The following is a 14271-nucleotide window of genomic DNA, read 5'->3' as shown; positions in this document are numbered from 1 at the left end:
GGCTCACCCCTTGCGTTCGGCCCGGCGCACGGCGGCCGGGACCTCGATCTCGATCTTCGCCGGCACCTGGTGCACATGCAGCTCACCGCCGATCCATTCCACCGGCTCGCCATTGATCGTGGCCGCGCCGGGCTCGCCCGGATACGGCCAAGGCAGCACCAGGCCGCCGGCCGGGGGCAGCACGCCGGCTGCGACCTCCAGCACCAGTTGCTTGTCGCTGCGCTGCAGCCGGTAATCCAGCTGGCCCTGCGGCGTGCGCAGGCCCTTCACCGCGATGCCCTGCCCTTCGAACCAACGCACCGGCACGCCGGCGGCCAGCACCAGCGACTGGTCCACGTCACGGTTGTAGGCAAACATGTCCAGCGCCGAGCGGACGAAATCCGACGCCACCCAGGCATGCGGCAGGTCGCCGACGAAGAACGGCTTGCGCGGCGTGCGCGACACCACTTCGGCCCACTGGTTCCAGGCCTGCGGCGAGCGGTCCTTGAAGAAGAACTCGGTCGCCTGCCAGGCGCGGTCACGCCAGCCCAGGCGCACGAACGCAGCGACGTTGCGCCATTCGTAGGGGGTGTAATCCTTCCACTCGCGCTTGCCGTCGCGGCGTGCCACGAACTCGGTCCAGTAGCGCTGGAAGGTGTTGTCCAGCTGCGGCTGCGGCAGGCGACCCTGCTCGCCGCCGGGCGCCAGTGCGATGGTGGTGGAGGTTGCATCGAAGTCCCCCAGCTCCGCCGAGCCGGGCAGGAAGTCGATGCGGTGCTGCTCCATCGCCGCATACAGCGATGCCTGCAGGTCGGCGCGGAATTCATCGCGCGCGCCGGTGATCGCCAGCACTTCCATCTTCTGCAGGCGCTCGGCGATGATCCCGGCGTCCTTGTAACCACGCAGCGCCCAGAAATTGTCCCAGTACGAATGCATCGGCTTGGCCGAGTAGCCTTCGTGGCTGATCGAGGCCGGCATCATCCCGTAGAAGGCCGGGTTGCGCGCGCGGTTCTCTTCGGTGCGTTCGCTGGCGCGCAGGCGCTCCATGTAGTGGAAGGCGCCGACCACGTGCGGCCACATCGCCTCCAGGAAGGCGTCGTCGCCGGTGTAGCGCCAGTACTCGGCGATGTTGTAGATCAGCTCGCCGTGGCTGTCGTTCTCCGGCACCGGGTCACTGCCGCGGTCGTCCACGCAGCAGGGCACCTTGCCGTTGTCGAACTGGAACGGGGCATACCACTGCACGTAGTCGCGCACTGCATCGCTGCGGCCCATGCGCAGCAGTCCCTCTGAAATCATCGCGCCATCGCGGATCCAGCTGCGCCCGTAGGAGCGCGTGCCAGGCTGCAGGCGTGGGCCCACGCGGGAAATCAGCATGTGCGCGAGCGCCGTGCGCAACGTGTCGGCCAGCGGCTGGCCTTCGCGCGGCAGCTGCAGCTGCAGGCCGTCCAGCTTCTGCCGCCACATCGCCGCGACCTGCGCCTGCGCCTTGCCGGCATCGAAACCGCGCGGGTTGAAGCTGCCGACCTGCGGCAGCACCAGCGCCACCTCGCGGCTCTGGCCCGGTTCCAGCTTGAACGTATACAGCAGCGCACCGGAGGCCATGCCGGTGGGATCCTTCACCGAGGTGGTGGTCGGCAACGCGCCGCCGGCCAGGTGCATCACCTCCAGCTTGCCGTCGAACGGGGTGGCAAAGCGCGCGTCCGGCGCCTGCACCGGATACAGCCGCGGCTCGCCGTTGACCTTCACCAGGCCTTCTTCAATGTCCAGGCTGTCGATGCGGCTGAAGCCCCCGACGGTATTGAGGAACTGGGTCGGCGGATTGACCTGCCACGGGCGGATTGCCAGCGCCAGGGTGTATTCGTGGGCCACCTTGTCCGGGTTCTTCAGCGAATAACGGGCCACCAACTCGGATTTTTCCGGGCTGCCCTGCACGAATCCGGTCACCGACAGCGATGCCTTGTCGTGCTGCCAGTCCACGCTGGCGATCGGCAGGTAACCGTCCTGCAGCGACTGGATCGGGCTGACATCGGCCCAGCTGACCAGCTTGCCGTCCAGCTTCAGGAACGGCTCCACGCTGAAGCTGCCACGCGCCATTTCCAGCGCGCCGTCTTCGCTGATCAGCGCCTGTTCGCGGCCACCATCCAGGCCCAGCAGGGTCCACGTCGGCTGCTCGCCTACGTACGCACGCGGCAGCGAACCGCGCGGCAGGTCGGCGGCCACCGAAGAAAGAAACGCATTCGGGGTGGCGGCGAACGCAAGCGGCTTCAGCGCGATATCGCGGATGCCATAGCGCCAGTTGGGGCCACCCTGCAGGTCGAAGCGCAGGTAGCGCGCATCGGTTTCCGGCAACGCCAGCCAGTCACGGCCGCCACTGCCGGCAGTGACCTCGCGCACGGTGCGCCAGTCGCGCCCGTCCTGCGAGGCGCGCACGGTGTAACGCGTGGCCTCCAGGCCGGGCAGCCAGTCGATCACCGCCCCGCCCACTTCGCGCGGCTTGCCCAGGTCCAGGCTGATGGTCTGTTGCTTGACCCCGCCGCTGACCCAGAATGTATCGGCCTTGCCGTCGATCATGCGGTCCTGCAGCGCGGTGGCCGTGTCGGCCAGCACGTCCGGGTGCAGCGGCGAATCATCCTGCGCGGGCAGGCCCTGCAGGGTCAGCTTGTCGAAGCAGACCGTGCCGCGCCCGCCAACCTTGCTGTATACGGTGAACTCCATCGACGCGCTGCGCTTGAGTTCCTTCTCCGGCGACGGGCCCCAGGCCTTGTCGATGTGGCGCTTGCGGAACTCCACCGGCGTCCAGGCCTTGGGGAAGGCGTAGCCGGGGCGGTTGACCCACCACACGTTGTCGCCGCTGGCATCGATCAACTTGAACTGCAGATCGTTGGACGGCGAGTCACCGCGCAGCTGGAACCCAAAGCGGTAGTTGGCCGGGTAGTCGATGCTCAGCGCGCGACGCACGCCGACATAGCCGGATACCTCGTGGAAGTCGTAATCCAGGCACATCGCGCGACCGCCGCCGGCACCGGCGACGTTGCGCAGCGAGCCGCTGACCTGGTCGGACAGCACCAGTGTCCACTGGCCCATGTCGTCGAAATCATCGATGACCTTCGGTGCAGGTGCGGCAGGAGGCGGGGCACCAACTGCCACGCAGGACCACAACAACGCCAGGCCAGCGATGATTTTCCGGTTCACCCTTTGACACTCCCCAACATGAGACCTTGAATGTAATAGCGCTGCAGCAGCAGGAACAGCGCCAGCACCGGGATCACCGTGACCACCGCGCCGGCCATCATCATCTCAACGTCCATGATGTGTTCGCGTGACAGCGTGGCAAGCGCTACCGGCAGGGTGTAGTGCTCCTGGTCGGTCAGCACGATCAGCGGCCACATGAAATCGTTCCACGCGCCCATGAAGGTGAAGATGGACAGGGTGACCAGCACCGGCTTGAGCATCGGCAGCACGATCTGGAAGAAGATCCGCATCTCCCCTGCCCCGTCCATCCGCGCCGCTTCCAGCAGTTCGTCCGGGATGGAGCGCGCGTACTGGCGCACCAGGAAGATACCGAACACGGTGGCCAGCGCCGGCACGATCACCCCGCCGAAGCTGTTGACCAGGCCCAGCTGCTTCATCAGCAGGAACAGCGGCAGCATCGCCACCTGCGCCGGGATCACCAGCGCGGCCATCAGCACCTGGAACAGGCGGTCACGCCCGACGAAGCGCAGCTTGGCGAAGGCATAGCCGGCCATCGTGTTGAGCAGCAGCGAACCCAGGGTGATCGCCACCGACACCAGCAGGCTGTTGGCGAAGTTGACGCCCATGCCGGTCCGCGCGAAGAGCTCGTGGTAGTTGGCGAAGGTGACGTGCGAGGGCGTCAGCGGCGGCGGGAACGTGGTCGCCTCGCCGGCCGGCATCACCGACACCGACACCATCCACAACAGCGGCGCCAGGCTGACCAGGGCCAGCACCAGCAACCCACCGTTGATCCACCATCCGTGCCAGCGTGACTGGCCGATTTCGCGACTCATACCATCTGCCTTTTGCGCCCGAAGCGCAGCATCACCGAGGTCACCGCCAGGATGATCAGGAACAACAGGAACGCCACCGCCGATGCACGGCCGAGGTTCCACCACTTGAAGCCTTCTTCGAACATGAAGTACAGCACGCTCACGGTGCTCTGCAGCGGGTCGCCGCGGGTCATCACGTAGGGTTCGGCGAACAGCTGGAAGTAGCCGGACACAGTGATCACCCCGACCACCAGCAACACCGGGCCGAGCATCGGCAGGGTGATGTGCAGGAACTGCTTCCAGCGCGATGCGCCATCGATGCGCGCGGCCTCGTACAGGTCATGCGGGATCGCCTGCAGGCCGGCCAGGAAGATCACCATGTTGTAGCCGAAGTTCTTCCACACCGCGAACAGCATGATCGTCGGCATGGCCCAGTCCGGATCGCCCAGCCAGTCGATCGGGCTGATGCCGAGGTGCCCCAGCCCGTAGTTGACCAGGCCATAGCTGGTGTGGAACAGGTAGCGCCAGATCACCGCCACCGCCACCAGCGTGGTCACCACCGGGGCGAACAGCGCGGTACGGAACAGGGCCTTGAAGCGGGCCGCCGGCGCATTGAGCAGGATCGCCGCACCCAGCGATACCGCGATGGACAGCGGCACGCCGATCACCACGAAGTAGGTGGTGTTCCACAGCGACTTCCAGAACATCGGGGTCTGCAGCAGGTCGATGTAGTTGCCCAATCCGACGAAGCGCAGGTTGGCGCCGTCGGCCAGCGAGTACAGGTCGAAGTCGGTCACGCTGAGCGCCAGCGCCGAGGCCACCGGCAGGCCGAAGAACACGCCCAGCACGATCACCGCCGGGGCAGCGAAGATCCAGCCGGCAAGCGAAGAACGGTTCATGGCTGGCCTCCCGTGGCCACGGGCGCAGCATCGTCCGGTTGTCCGGTGGCCTGCTCATGCATCCAGCGACGCTTGGCCAGCACCTTGTCCACGCGGTCGTCCAGCTCGGTCACGGCCGCATCCTGCGCCTGCCCACCACGCACCACCTTTTCGGTGACGATGCGCATTTCCTGCACGATGCGCTCCCATTCCAGCACCTTCGGGGTCGGCTTGACGCGCTCGAGCTGGTCACGGAACGCAGCCGCCAGCGGATCGCCGGCCAGCGACGGGGCCTGCCAGGTGCTGCGACGCGGCGGCAGGTCGCCGATGATGGAATGGAAGCGTTGCTGGATCTCCGGCCGCGACAGGAACTCGATCAGCTTCCACGACGCTTCCTTCTGCTGCGCCTTGCGGAAGATCACCAGGCTGGTGCCACCGGCGATGCCGGCACCGGGGCCGTCTGGCCCGGGCAGTGCGGCGGTGCCCCACTTGCCGGCCAACTCCTTCGGCTCCAGCTTCTTGAACTCGCGGATGTTCCAGGGGCCGGAAATGTAGAACACGTTGAAGCCCCGGAAGAACTCATCCCAGACGTTGGAGATCTGGGTCTCGGACATCTTCGGCGCCCAGCCCTTCTCGAACATGTTGGCGTAGAAACCCAGCGTCCGGCGGAAACCGGGGCTGCGGAAATTCCCGCGGGTATCGTCATCACGCAGCAGCGGGTCCGGCTGCTGCAGGGCAAAGGACAACTGCTGCTCGAATTCGTTGATCGGCATCAGCACCGCGTAGCGGTTCGGGCCCTGCATCTTCTTGATGTCGGCCATCTGCTGTTCGAACTCGGCCCAGGTGCGCGGCGGCGCATCGTGGCCGGCCTGCGCGAGCAGGTCCTTGCGGTAATACAGCAGGCGGGTATCGACGTACCACGGCACGCCGACCACCTCGCCGTGGATCACGTTGGTGTCCCAGATGCCCGGGAAATAATCAGCCGGCTCGACCACCTTGGAGCGGTCGATGTAGGGCTGCAGCGGCTCCAGTGTATTGAGCTCGGCGAACTCCGGGATCCAGGTATTGCCGAGCTGGCAGACATCGGGCAGCCCATCGGCGGCGAACGCGGTCAGCAGTTTTTCATGCGCGGCGGTCCACGGGATGTTCTGCACGTCCACCCGGATACCGGGGTTTTCCGCTTCGAACTCGTGGATCAGCTCGGCCACCACTTCGGCCTCGCGCCCCATCGCCCAGAAGCGCACCGTGGTGCCTTCTTCCTTGCGCGCGCAGCCCGCCAGCACCAGGCCGGCCACCAGCGCGGCGACCCAGCGCAGGCGACGGCCCGGGGACTTCTTCTTCGTTGCCAGCGCAGGCTTACTTGCCCGGGTTGTTGTTGCGCGATGCATTCTTCTGTTCCTGTGCCGCGGCGGCGCGTGATTCTGCAATGCCGACCGCGCGTGCGTCGGCGGCCTTCTCGTCTTTTTCCAGCTGCAGCGGCTGCTGCTCGCCTTCCGGGGTCAGCCAGCCGCCACTGAAACCAGCGCGCTCCAGCCCCTTGCGGATGTGTGGGTTCTTCTTCATCACCTCCCACACGAAATCATTGCGGTAGTTGGCGATCATCGTCAGGATCGGGCCCTGGTCGATGCCGATGTAGTCACTCGCCACCCAGCCGCGATCAGGCACCATGCGCCCGGTCTTGATCGGGATGTCGTAGTTGAAACTCGGATTGAACGAATCCAGGAAACCGTAACTGGAATAGATGTAATCACCGAAGCGCTTGTGCATTTCCTGGGTCGCCGGGATCACTTCTTCCGGGGCGAACACGATGGAGGAAATGGCCGCGGTCGGGGCGATGGTACCGTCGTCGAAATTCTCGCGAAGGCCGGCGCCGCGCGAAGAGTAATGACGGAACTGGCGCTGCTCGCCACGGTATTCCTGGGTGGTGTTCTGCGGGCCGTCGCTGGCGGTCAGGCCCCAGACGTTCTGGCCGTATTCCTTCCAGTTCATCGGGTTGCTGATCGCATACTCACGCTGGGCCAGCGCAGCCGAACGGCTGTTGAGGAAATACGTGCTGCCGCGTTCGCGCATGTACGCGTCCTGGATATCGCGGAAGTCGATCCAGACATGGCTGTACTGATGGCCGAACAGCGGACCGAAGGACAGGTATTCCTGGCCCTGGTAGACACCCCAGTCGTTGTCGTAGGTGCGCGTCCACACCGTCCAGGCATCCGGGCTGACCGGATGGGTCGGCGAACCCAGCGCCAGGATGTAGACGATCATCGCCTCGTTGTAGCCCATCCAGTCGTGTTCGATGGTGCCGCTTTCCGGGAACCAGCCCATCGAGATCAGCGGCGAACGCTCCTGCAGCCACGGCCAGTCCACGCGCTTGTACAGCGTCTCGGCGATGTCGCGGATTTCCTTCTCGCGCGAATCGCCGCCGTCGTAGTACGACTGCGCGAACAGCACGCCCATCATCAGCAGCGCGGTATCCACCGAAGACAGTTCCACCCAGCTGTCGTAGCGGTGGCCGTCCTGCATGTCCAGGAAGTGGTAATAGAAACCCTTGTAGCCGCCCTTGCCGGTGCGCTGCGGGCCCATCGGCACATCGCGCAGGAAGCGCAGCGTGGTCAGCGTGCGATCCACCGCCTGGTTGCGGCTGACCCACCCGTTCTCGATGCCGATCGGATAAGCGGTCAGCGCGAAGCCGACCGAGGCGATGCTGGCGAACGGCCGCGAGGGATAGCGGTCCGGGGTCAGCCCGTTGATCTCATTGCTGGTGTCCCAGAAAAACTGGAAGGTGCGGCGTTCGATGTCATCGAACAGCGGCGGCAGATCCGGCTTCATCGGACGCGGTGGCAGGTCGGCTTCGACCAGGATCACCTGCGGCGCCGGCTTGGCAGGCTCGGGCGCGGCCTGCGGCTTGCAGCCGGCGGCGGCCAAGGTGATCGCGGCGATGGTCAACAGGTGGCTAGCCCGCATCGGCCCCTTCCTTTTGTGCTGTTCAAGAATGGAGAGCATAACGTCCAATGACCTGAAATCGTTTACAAACGCGTCTCGAAAAAAAACCACCGTAGTGGTTCGACGCCGTCGGTCATTGCCCAGCCCACTGCCCCCTCCAGGGCAGTGGGCTGGGCAATGGACGGGTCCGAAGACCCGCCATTGCTTCCCACGGTACCGCCCGGAGGCGGTACCGCGTCGTGCATCAGGCGTTCCGGATCAGAACCGGAAGCCGACCTCCGCCTTCACCTGGCGCGGCGTACCGATGATCTCGCCGGTCTCGTTGTAGCTGGCCAGCAGCTTGCCATCGGGCTTGGTGTAGTTGTAGGTGGAGAAGTTGTCGAAGTTGAACACGTTGATGATGTCGATACGAGCGTACAGCTCGGTGTCGTGCGCCATCTTGAACGTCTTCGTCGCCTGCAGGTCGACCGAACGGTAGCCGAAGATCTTGCCACCCAGCAGGAACTTGCCGTTGCCGTTGGGCACTGCGGCTCCCGGCGTCGGCAGGTTGTAACCGCTGGCCTGCAGCACGTTGTACCAGTCGTTCACCGCGGTCGGCGTGGCCAGGGTGACCTTGCCGCCGAAGGTGATGCCCCAGAAGCCCGCATACGAACCGGTGACCACCAGGCGGTGGCGCGGTGCGCCGTTGGAGCGGATGGTCGGGTAATCCTCGATCAGGCCGCGGTCGAAGGCGTACTTCTCGTTGATGTCGCGGTTGTGGCGCGCGGTGGTCCAGGTGTAGGCGACCGAGGTGCCCCAGCCGCTTTCCTTGGTGAACGGCTTCTGCGCCGACAGCAGGACCTGGGTCGCACGGGTCTTGATGCCCTGCTGGCCGATGATCAGGCTGCCGAAGCCCGGCACGTTGCAGCTCCAGGCCTGGCTCAGGCCCGGGTCGGTGCCACCGCACAGGCGCGGGTCATCGAAGAACTGGCCGGTCGGGTAGCGGTTGCCCAGGGTGAAGGCGAAGCCGTCATAGCTCAGGGTGCGGGCGATGGTGGCATCGGTCAGCCATTCGCCGACCTGGTTGCTCATGCCCAGGCTGAACTGATCGGAGTACGGCGCCTTGAGGTTGTTGTTCAGCAGGTCCACTTCCAGACCGGCATTGCTGGTCGAACCGACCAGCGTCTGCAGGTTGCCGATGCCATTGAGCAGGTTCGGGTTCCAGTCATAGCAGGCGGCCTGGCCGTTGATGCAGCTGCCGGTGGCCGGGTTGCGGAAGTAGATGGTCGGCTGCGGCAGGGCCAGCTTGGTGGTTTCCAGCTGCAGGTTGTCGAACAGGTCGCGATCGTAGGAACGACCCGCACCACCGTGGATCACGTGCTGCTCGTCGGCGTTGATGTCATACGAGAAGCCCAGGCGCGGCTGCCAGGCATCCTTGAACGCCTTGCGGTTCTTGCCGGTGCTGATGTAATCGCTGATGTCCAACCCGCCCAGCGCCAGCGAATCGGCGTAGGTCTGGCCGGCGGCAGCGCGCGGATCCTGCGAATAGATGGCGTCGACCACTTCCCGCGGCGTCACGAAGTCCAGGTAGGACGGGGTCTTTTCGTAGTCCCAACGCAGGCCGAGGTTCAGCTGCAGGTGGTCGTTGACCTGCCAGTCGTCCTGGATGAATAGGCCGATCTGCTTGGACTTGGAGCGCACTTCGCCGGACACGCCCGACACGCCGGTCACCGGCTTGACGAACTGCGCCTTGTACGGAATGGAATCGGGGAAGTCCGCATCGCCCAGGCTGTAGGTGAAGGTCGGGTTGATCTGCGCCGCATCGGATGCGTACAGGTCGATTTCCTTGTACTTCACGCCCATCTTGACGGTGTGGTCGCCGGCCCACTGCAGGCCGTCCAGCGTCAGGTTGTCTTCGATCGACCAGCCTTTCTGGCCCTTCACCTGCGAATCGAGCGCCGAGGCGCCACCGACCTTCACCACGGTGCGGTCTTCGGTGCCGTCCGGTGCGGTGTAGGTGATGCCGTTGGCCAGCGTCAGCGGGGTCGGGTTGTTGAACGAATCTTCGTGGGTGAGCAGCACTTCGTTGTAGTAACGCTCGCCGCTGTGGTTCCAGCGCAGGGCGTAACGACGGTCGGTGTTGACCACTTCACGACCCGCTTCCGGTGCGGTCTGGCCGCTGAACTGCTGCTGGGTCTCGTCGCGATCCTGGAAGGTCAGCTCGATGCGATCGTTGTCGGTCGGCTCGAAGTCGATCTTGGCGAAGATCAGGTCCTGCTCGAACGGCTGGCTGGCCGGGCCGAGGCCGGCGGCGGCATCGGCCGGCAGCAGGCTGGCTGCACCGCCGACCGCGCCGTCCGGCGCGATGGTGACCGGCAGGTCGAAGCGCTTGGCTTCGTAGGTCACGAAGAAGTGTGCCTTGTCCTGGACGATCGGACCGCCGAGCGCGAAGCCGTATTCCTTCTCGGCCGAGGCCATCTTGTCCTGGCCGGCCTGGCGCTCCGCCGGGGTCTTGGCACGCATGTCTTCGTTGGTATAACGGTAGAAGGTTTCACCCTTGAACTCGTTGGTACCGGACTTGGTCGCCGCAGTCACCGCGGCGCTGGAGACCTGGCCGTACTCGGCCTTGTAGTTGCCGCTGATGACCTTGTATTCGCCGATCGCCAGCTGCGGGAACGGGTTGCCGGCGCTGCCGGACTGGCCGGCCACGCCGCCGCCCTTGACGTAGCTCTTCTGGCCCACGCCGTCGATGTAGACGTTGGTGCCATCGGCGTTGGTCGCACCGCCGCGCAGGGAGGTATTGCCCTTGGCGTCGCGGGTGAAGATCAGACCCGGCACGGCATCGGCGAACTCCAGGAAGTTGCGCGACACCTGCGGCGTGGTCTGGATCTGCTGCAGGCTGACGGTCTTGCCGACTTCGGAGGTACGCACTTCCTGCAGCAGGGTCGGGGCGACGACAGTGATGGTGTCGAGGTTCTTGGCATCGCCGGCAGCGGCGGGCGCGGCAGCTTCACCGGAGAAGTTCAGCGTGGCGGCCGAAGCCACGGTCACGGTGACCTTCTGCGTCTGGCCGTTGGCCACCACGTTGTAGGTGCCCGGGTCGAGGCCCTGCAGCGAATAGCTGCCATCGGCGCGCACGGTGGAACGTCGCACCGAACCGGTGGCGACATTGGTGGCGACCACTTCGCTGCCGGCCTGGGCCGAAGCGACGTTGCCGCGCAGGCTCGCGTTGGCCGACTGGGCCATCACGTCCGGTGCTGCAGCGATGGCCAGGCAGCTGACCAGGGCGCACGTCAAAAGACGGCGAGCCGGCATCCGACGATGGTGATTGAACTGCGTCATGAAAATCTCCGGGGGTGGTGGCGACCGCGATGGCCGCCCCTTTCATGTCAAACAAAAAATGGAATCGCCTCTGGCTTCAACGGCCGGATGGCGTGTGGGTTTGGGTCCTGCGGGCAACACTCTTGCTTGAATCACGCACGATCAGCTTCGGCACAAGCGTCTGCTTGTCACCCGCGCCTTCCGTGCTTTTTGAATCCATCAACTGCATCAGGCGCGTCATCGCCATGTCACCGAGTTCGGCGATACTCACCTGCATCGTCGTCAACGACGGGTGAACGAAACGGGCCAGCGGAATGTCATCGAAACCGGCCAGGGCCACGTCATCGGGAACCTTCAGTCCGGCCTGGGCAAACGCGTACAGACAGCCCAGCGCCATCATGTCGTTGGCCGCGAATACCGCATCGGGCAGCGTGCCGGCTGCCAGCAACTCCTGACCGGCGCGATGGCCGGAAGCTTCGTCGAAATCGCCGGGCAGCTCGATGCCCTGCGCATCGCTGCCAAAGGCAGCCAGCGCATCGCGGAAGCCCCGCAGGCGTTCGCGCGCATCGTAGTTGGAGTCCGGGCCTGAAATGAAGGCAATGCGGCGGTGGCCGACGTCGAGCAGGTGGCGGGTCATCGCCACCGCGCCGGCGTGGTCATCGATGCTCAACACAGGATGGTCCTGGTCGGGCAGGTAGGTATTGATCAGTACCGTAGGCAGCGACTGCGGCAGGTTGTCGGTCAGGAAACCCGGGCTTTCCGCATACGGGGACAGCACCAGCAGGCCGTCGACGCGGCCGCGCATGGCCCGCAGGGCAGCGCCCTGCTGCTCCTGGTCACCGTGGTAACTGGACACCAGCAGGTGCTGGCGACGGATACGGGCGATCTGGTCGATGCCGCGCATCAGTTCGGAGAAGAACTCGCCATACAGATCAGGCAGCACCACCCCGACGGTATTGGTGCGCCGGCTGCTCAGGCTGCGGGCGGCGGCGTGCGGGGTGTAGCGCAGGCGCGCAGCCACCTCCAGCACCAGTTGGCGAACCGGCTCGGCGACATTTTCGTGTCCATTGAGCGCGCGCGAAACCGTGGCCACGGAGACCTTGGCTTCCCGCGCAACATCCTTGATGGTGATCGCTGCCTTGTTCACAAAGTCGCCCTCCACGACTCCAGCCTTACGGCTTGGCGCGGAATGTAAGCGTTTCCAATGTCCGATGTAAACACTTCGTTAGTCCTATAGGTCGTGGGGCGTCCGCCCGCTGTCCACGGCGGGACGTCCCCGGGACGTCACAGGACAGGAGGGGACACCGGGTCAGCCAGCCTCGGCCGGGGTATGCGCCTGGATCGACAACGCATGGATATCGGTCTGCATCATGTCGCCAAGTGCGGCGTAAATGGCGCGATGTCGGGCCAACTGACCCAGACCGGCGAACGCTTCGCTGACCACCCTGACGTTGAAATGGCCGCGCCCGTCACGCGCTCCCGCATGCCCGGCATGACGGTGGCTGTCGTCTTCGATCTGCAACTGCACGGGGGCAAGCGAATGCTGCAATGCATCACGAATTCGCTCGATCCGCTCGGCATTGCTCACGGCAGCACCTTGCGGAACGGACGTACCTCGGTGCGCACGTAGACACCGGCCGCCACGTACGGGTCGGCATCGGCCCACTCGCGGGCGGCGGCCAGCGAGTCGAACCCGGCGATCACCACGCTGCCGCTGAAACCCGCCGGACCCGGATCTTCGCTGTCTATCGCCGGACACGGTCCGGCCAGCAGCAACCTGCCCTGCTCCTGCAGGGCCTGCAGCCGTGCCAGGTGGGTCGGGCGGGCCGCGATCCGGGCCGCGAGCACGTCCTGGCCGTCGTAGCCTTCAATTACGTACCACATCGATTGTCTCCTGTTGTCCTGCGGGAACTGGCGCTGATTCTAGCGGCTGCCCGGCCCTGCGCCGCGCCTGACTGGACACCGGCATTGCAAAGCCGTAACCTGTTTGCATTGCACGTGACTGGACGCAGCGTCCCGTCGGTCCCATGGCCCCGCAGGCCACCGATGATCGAACCGCTGCCCCCGACCAGACCGCGTAGACGACCTCCCCGTAGTTTCGTCGCTGCCGCCAGTGCGGTGCGTCCTGCTTTATTGATGTGTGGAATCGCGCCGATTCCGGCGTGTCCTGGTTTCCGCCATGGCCTGTCAGGCAGTTGCCTGAAGGGAATGGCCGGTGCCGCGACCGGTCCGTTGCAATCCTGATGTCCTTTGATGACCTCTGAAACCGCGCTAGACGCGACCCCGTCAATCCGGCCGCCCACCCCACAGCAGCAGGAAATGCCGCTGGCCGTGGTGCATGGACAACCGGTCCTGCAGATCCCGCAGGACCTGTACATCCCACCGGATGCACTGGAAGTCATCCTCGACGCCTTCGAGGGACCGCTGGACCTGTTGCTGTACCTGATCCGCCGCCAGAACCTGGATGTCCTGGACATTCCCGTCGCCGAGATCACCCGGCAGTACGTGGAATACATCACGGTGATGCGCGAACTGCGTTTCGAGCTCGCCGCCGAATACCTGGTGATGGCCGCGATCCTGGCCGAAGTGAAGTCGCGGATGTTGCTGCCGCGGCCGGTCAGCGAGGACGGTGATGAAGCCGATCCGCGCGCCGAACTGGTCCGCCGGCTGCAGGAGTACGAACGTTTCAAACAGGCCGCCGAGGATATCGACAGCCTGCCCCGGCAGGACCGCGACACCACCGTGGTGCATGCCTTCGTCCCCGACCGCGCGGCGATCCGCCTGCCGCCGCCGGTGGAACTGAAGGAAATGCTGGTGGCCCTGCACGACGTGCTCAAGCGCGCCGAGCTGTTCACCGGGCACGCGATCAAGCGCGAGGCCCTGAGTGTCCGCCAGCGCATGGGCGACCTGCTGGGCCGCATGGAAGAAGGCGTGTTCTACCGTTTCGAATCGCTGTTCACCGCCGAAGAAGGAAAGCTCGGCGTGTTGGTCACCTTCCTGGCAATGCTGGAACTGGCCAAGGAACAGCTGCTGGATATCGTGCAGGAAGCCCCGCTGGCGGCGATCTACGTCAAGTCGCTGGCGGCGGGAAACACCAATGAGCCGCTGTCTTTCAGCAGCGAATTCGATGACAACGACGCAGCCAACCCGACCGAGTGAGCGCGAATTGC

General features: G+C 65.2%; 10 protein-coding genes. 1 reads left to right on the top strand and 9 read right to left on the bottom strand.

The annotated features are described in order from the left end of the window. Positions 1 to 3: 3 nt before the first annotated feature. The 9 genes from IFT63_RS04350 to IFT63_RS04310 all read right to left on the bottom strand — a co-directional run bounded on the left by IFT63_RS04350 (position 4) and on the right by IFT63_RS04310 (position 12985). A complete protein-coding gene (locus IFT63_RS04350) occupies positions 4 to 3126 on the bottom strand; it encodes a discoidin domain-containing protein (RefSeq protein WP_342450483.1) in 3123 nt (1040 codons plus the stop codon). 41 nt (positions 3127 to 3167) lie between these two features. Beyond that, positions 3168 to 4004 carry a carbohydrate ABC transporter permease gene (locus tag IFT63_RS04345; RefSeq protein WP_042615044.1) on the bottom strand — a complete coding sequence of 279 codons (837 nt, stop codon included), beginning with the start codon at positions 4002 to 4004 and terminating at the stop codon, positions 3168 to 3170. Further along, positions 4001 to 4882, bottom strand: coding sequence for a sugar ABC transporter permease (locus IFT63_RS04340; protein WP_042615045.1), 882 nt, complete (start codon positions 4880 to 4882; stop codon positions 4001 to 4003). The genes IFT63_RS04345 and IFT63_RS04340 overlap by 4 nt, the downstream gene beginning before the upstream one ends. Continuing rightward, entirely contained in the window at positions 4879 to 6249 is a 1371-nt protein-coding gene (locus IFT63_RS04335) for a sugar ABC transporter substrate-binding protein (protein WP_192083341.1), read from the bottom strand. The genes IFT63_RS04340 and IFT63_RS04335 overlap by 4 nt, the downstream gene beginning before the upstream one ends. Next, positions 6218 to 7822, bottom strand: coding sequence for a glucoamylase family protein (locus IFT63_RS04330; protein WP_192083340.1), 1605 nt, complete (start codon positions 7820 to 7822; stop codon positions 6218 to 6220). The genes IFT63_RS04335 and IFT63_RS04330 overlap by 32 nt, the downstream gene beginning before the upstream one ends. Positions 7823 to 8059: 237 nt before the next feature. Next, a complete protein-coding gene (locus IFT63_RS04325; protein WP_192083339.1) occupies positions 8060 to 11122 on the bottom strand; it encodes a TonB-dependent receptor in 3063 nt (1020 codons plus the stop codon). A 76-nt stretch (positions 11123 to 11198) separates the two neighbouring features. Then, positions 11199 to 12263 (bottom strand): LacI family DNA-binding transcriptional regulator, encoded by a 1065-nt coding sequence (locus IFT63_RS04320; RefSeq protein WP_042615189.1) that lies wholly within the window; start codon positions 12261 to 12263, stop codon positions 11199 to 11201. A gap of 147 nt (positions 12264 to 12410) precedes the next feature. Then, entirely contained in the window at positions 12411 to 12689 is a 279-nt protein-coding gene (locus IFT63_RS04315) for a BolA family protein (protein ID WP_042615190.1), read from the bottom strand. Beyond that, complete coding sequence (locus IFT63_RS04310) at positions 12686 to 12985, bottom strand: YciI family protein (RefSeq protein WP_042615191.1); 300 nt, start codon at positions 12983 to 12985, stop codon at positions 12686 to 12688. Before IFT63_RS04310 ends, IFT63_RS04315 begins: the two co-directional genes overlap by 4 nt. Before the next feature lie 369 nt (positions 12986 to 13354). On the opposite strand from IFT63_RS04310, the gene IFT63_RS04305 reads away from it, so the two are divergent. Then, the gene (locus IFT63_RS04305) at positions 13355 to 14260 is read left to right on the top strand and encodes a ScpA family protein (RefSeq protein ID WP_042615192.1); all 906 of its coding nucleotides are present in this window, start codon (positions 13355 to 13357) and stop codon (positions 14258 to 14260) included. Positions 14261 to 14271: the final 11 nt, after the last annotated feature.

It is taken from the genome of Stenotrophomonas sp. CFBP 13724 (assembly GCF_014841975.1).
Lineage (GTDB): Bacteria > Pseudomonadota > Gammaproteobacteria > Xanthomonadales > Xanthomonadaceae > Stenotrophomonas > Stenotrophomonas lacuserhaii.
The sequence above is the reverse complement of the archived record's forward strand: the minus strand, read 5'-3'. Positions and strand labels throughout refer to the sequence as shown.

Bases quoted from the DNA above. Each gene is read 5' to 3' on its own strand.
- IFT63_RS04345 (WP_042615044.1), bottom strand. From the start codon at position 4,004: ATGAGTCGCGAAATCGGCCAGTCACGCTGGCACGGATGGTGGATCAAC.
- IFT63_RS04340 (WP_042615045.1), bottom strand. From the start codon at position 4,882: ATGAACCGTTCTTCGCTTGCCGGCTGGATCTTCGCTGCCCCGGCGGTG.
- IFT63_RS04335 (WP_192083341.1), bottom strand. From the start codon at position 6,249: ATGCATCGCGCAACAACAACCCGGGCAAGTAAGCCTGCGCTGGCAACG.
- IFT63_RS04330 (WP_192083340.1), bottom strand. From the start codon at position 7,822: ATGCGGGCTAGCCACCTGTTGACCATCGCCGCGATCACCTTGGCCGCC.
- IFT63_RS04325 (WP_192083339.1), bottom strand. From the start codon at position 11,122: ATGACGCAGTTCAATCACCATCGTCGGATGCCGGCTCGCCGTCTTTTG.
- IFT63_RS04310 (WP_042615191.1), bottom strand. From the start codon at position 12,985: ATGTGGTACGTAATTGAAGGCTACGACGGCCAGGACGTGCTCGCGGCC.
- IFT63_RS04305 (WP_042615192.1), top strand. From the start codon at position 13,355: ATGACCTCTGAAACCGCGCTAGACGCGACCCCGTCAATCCGGCCGCCC.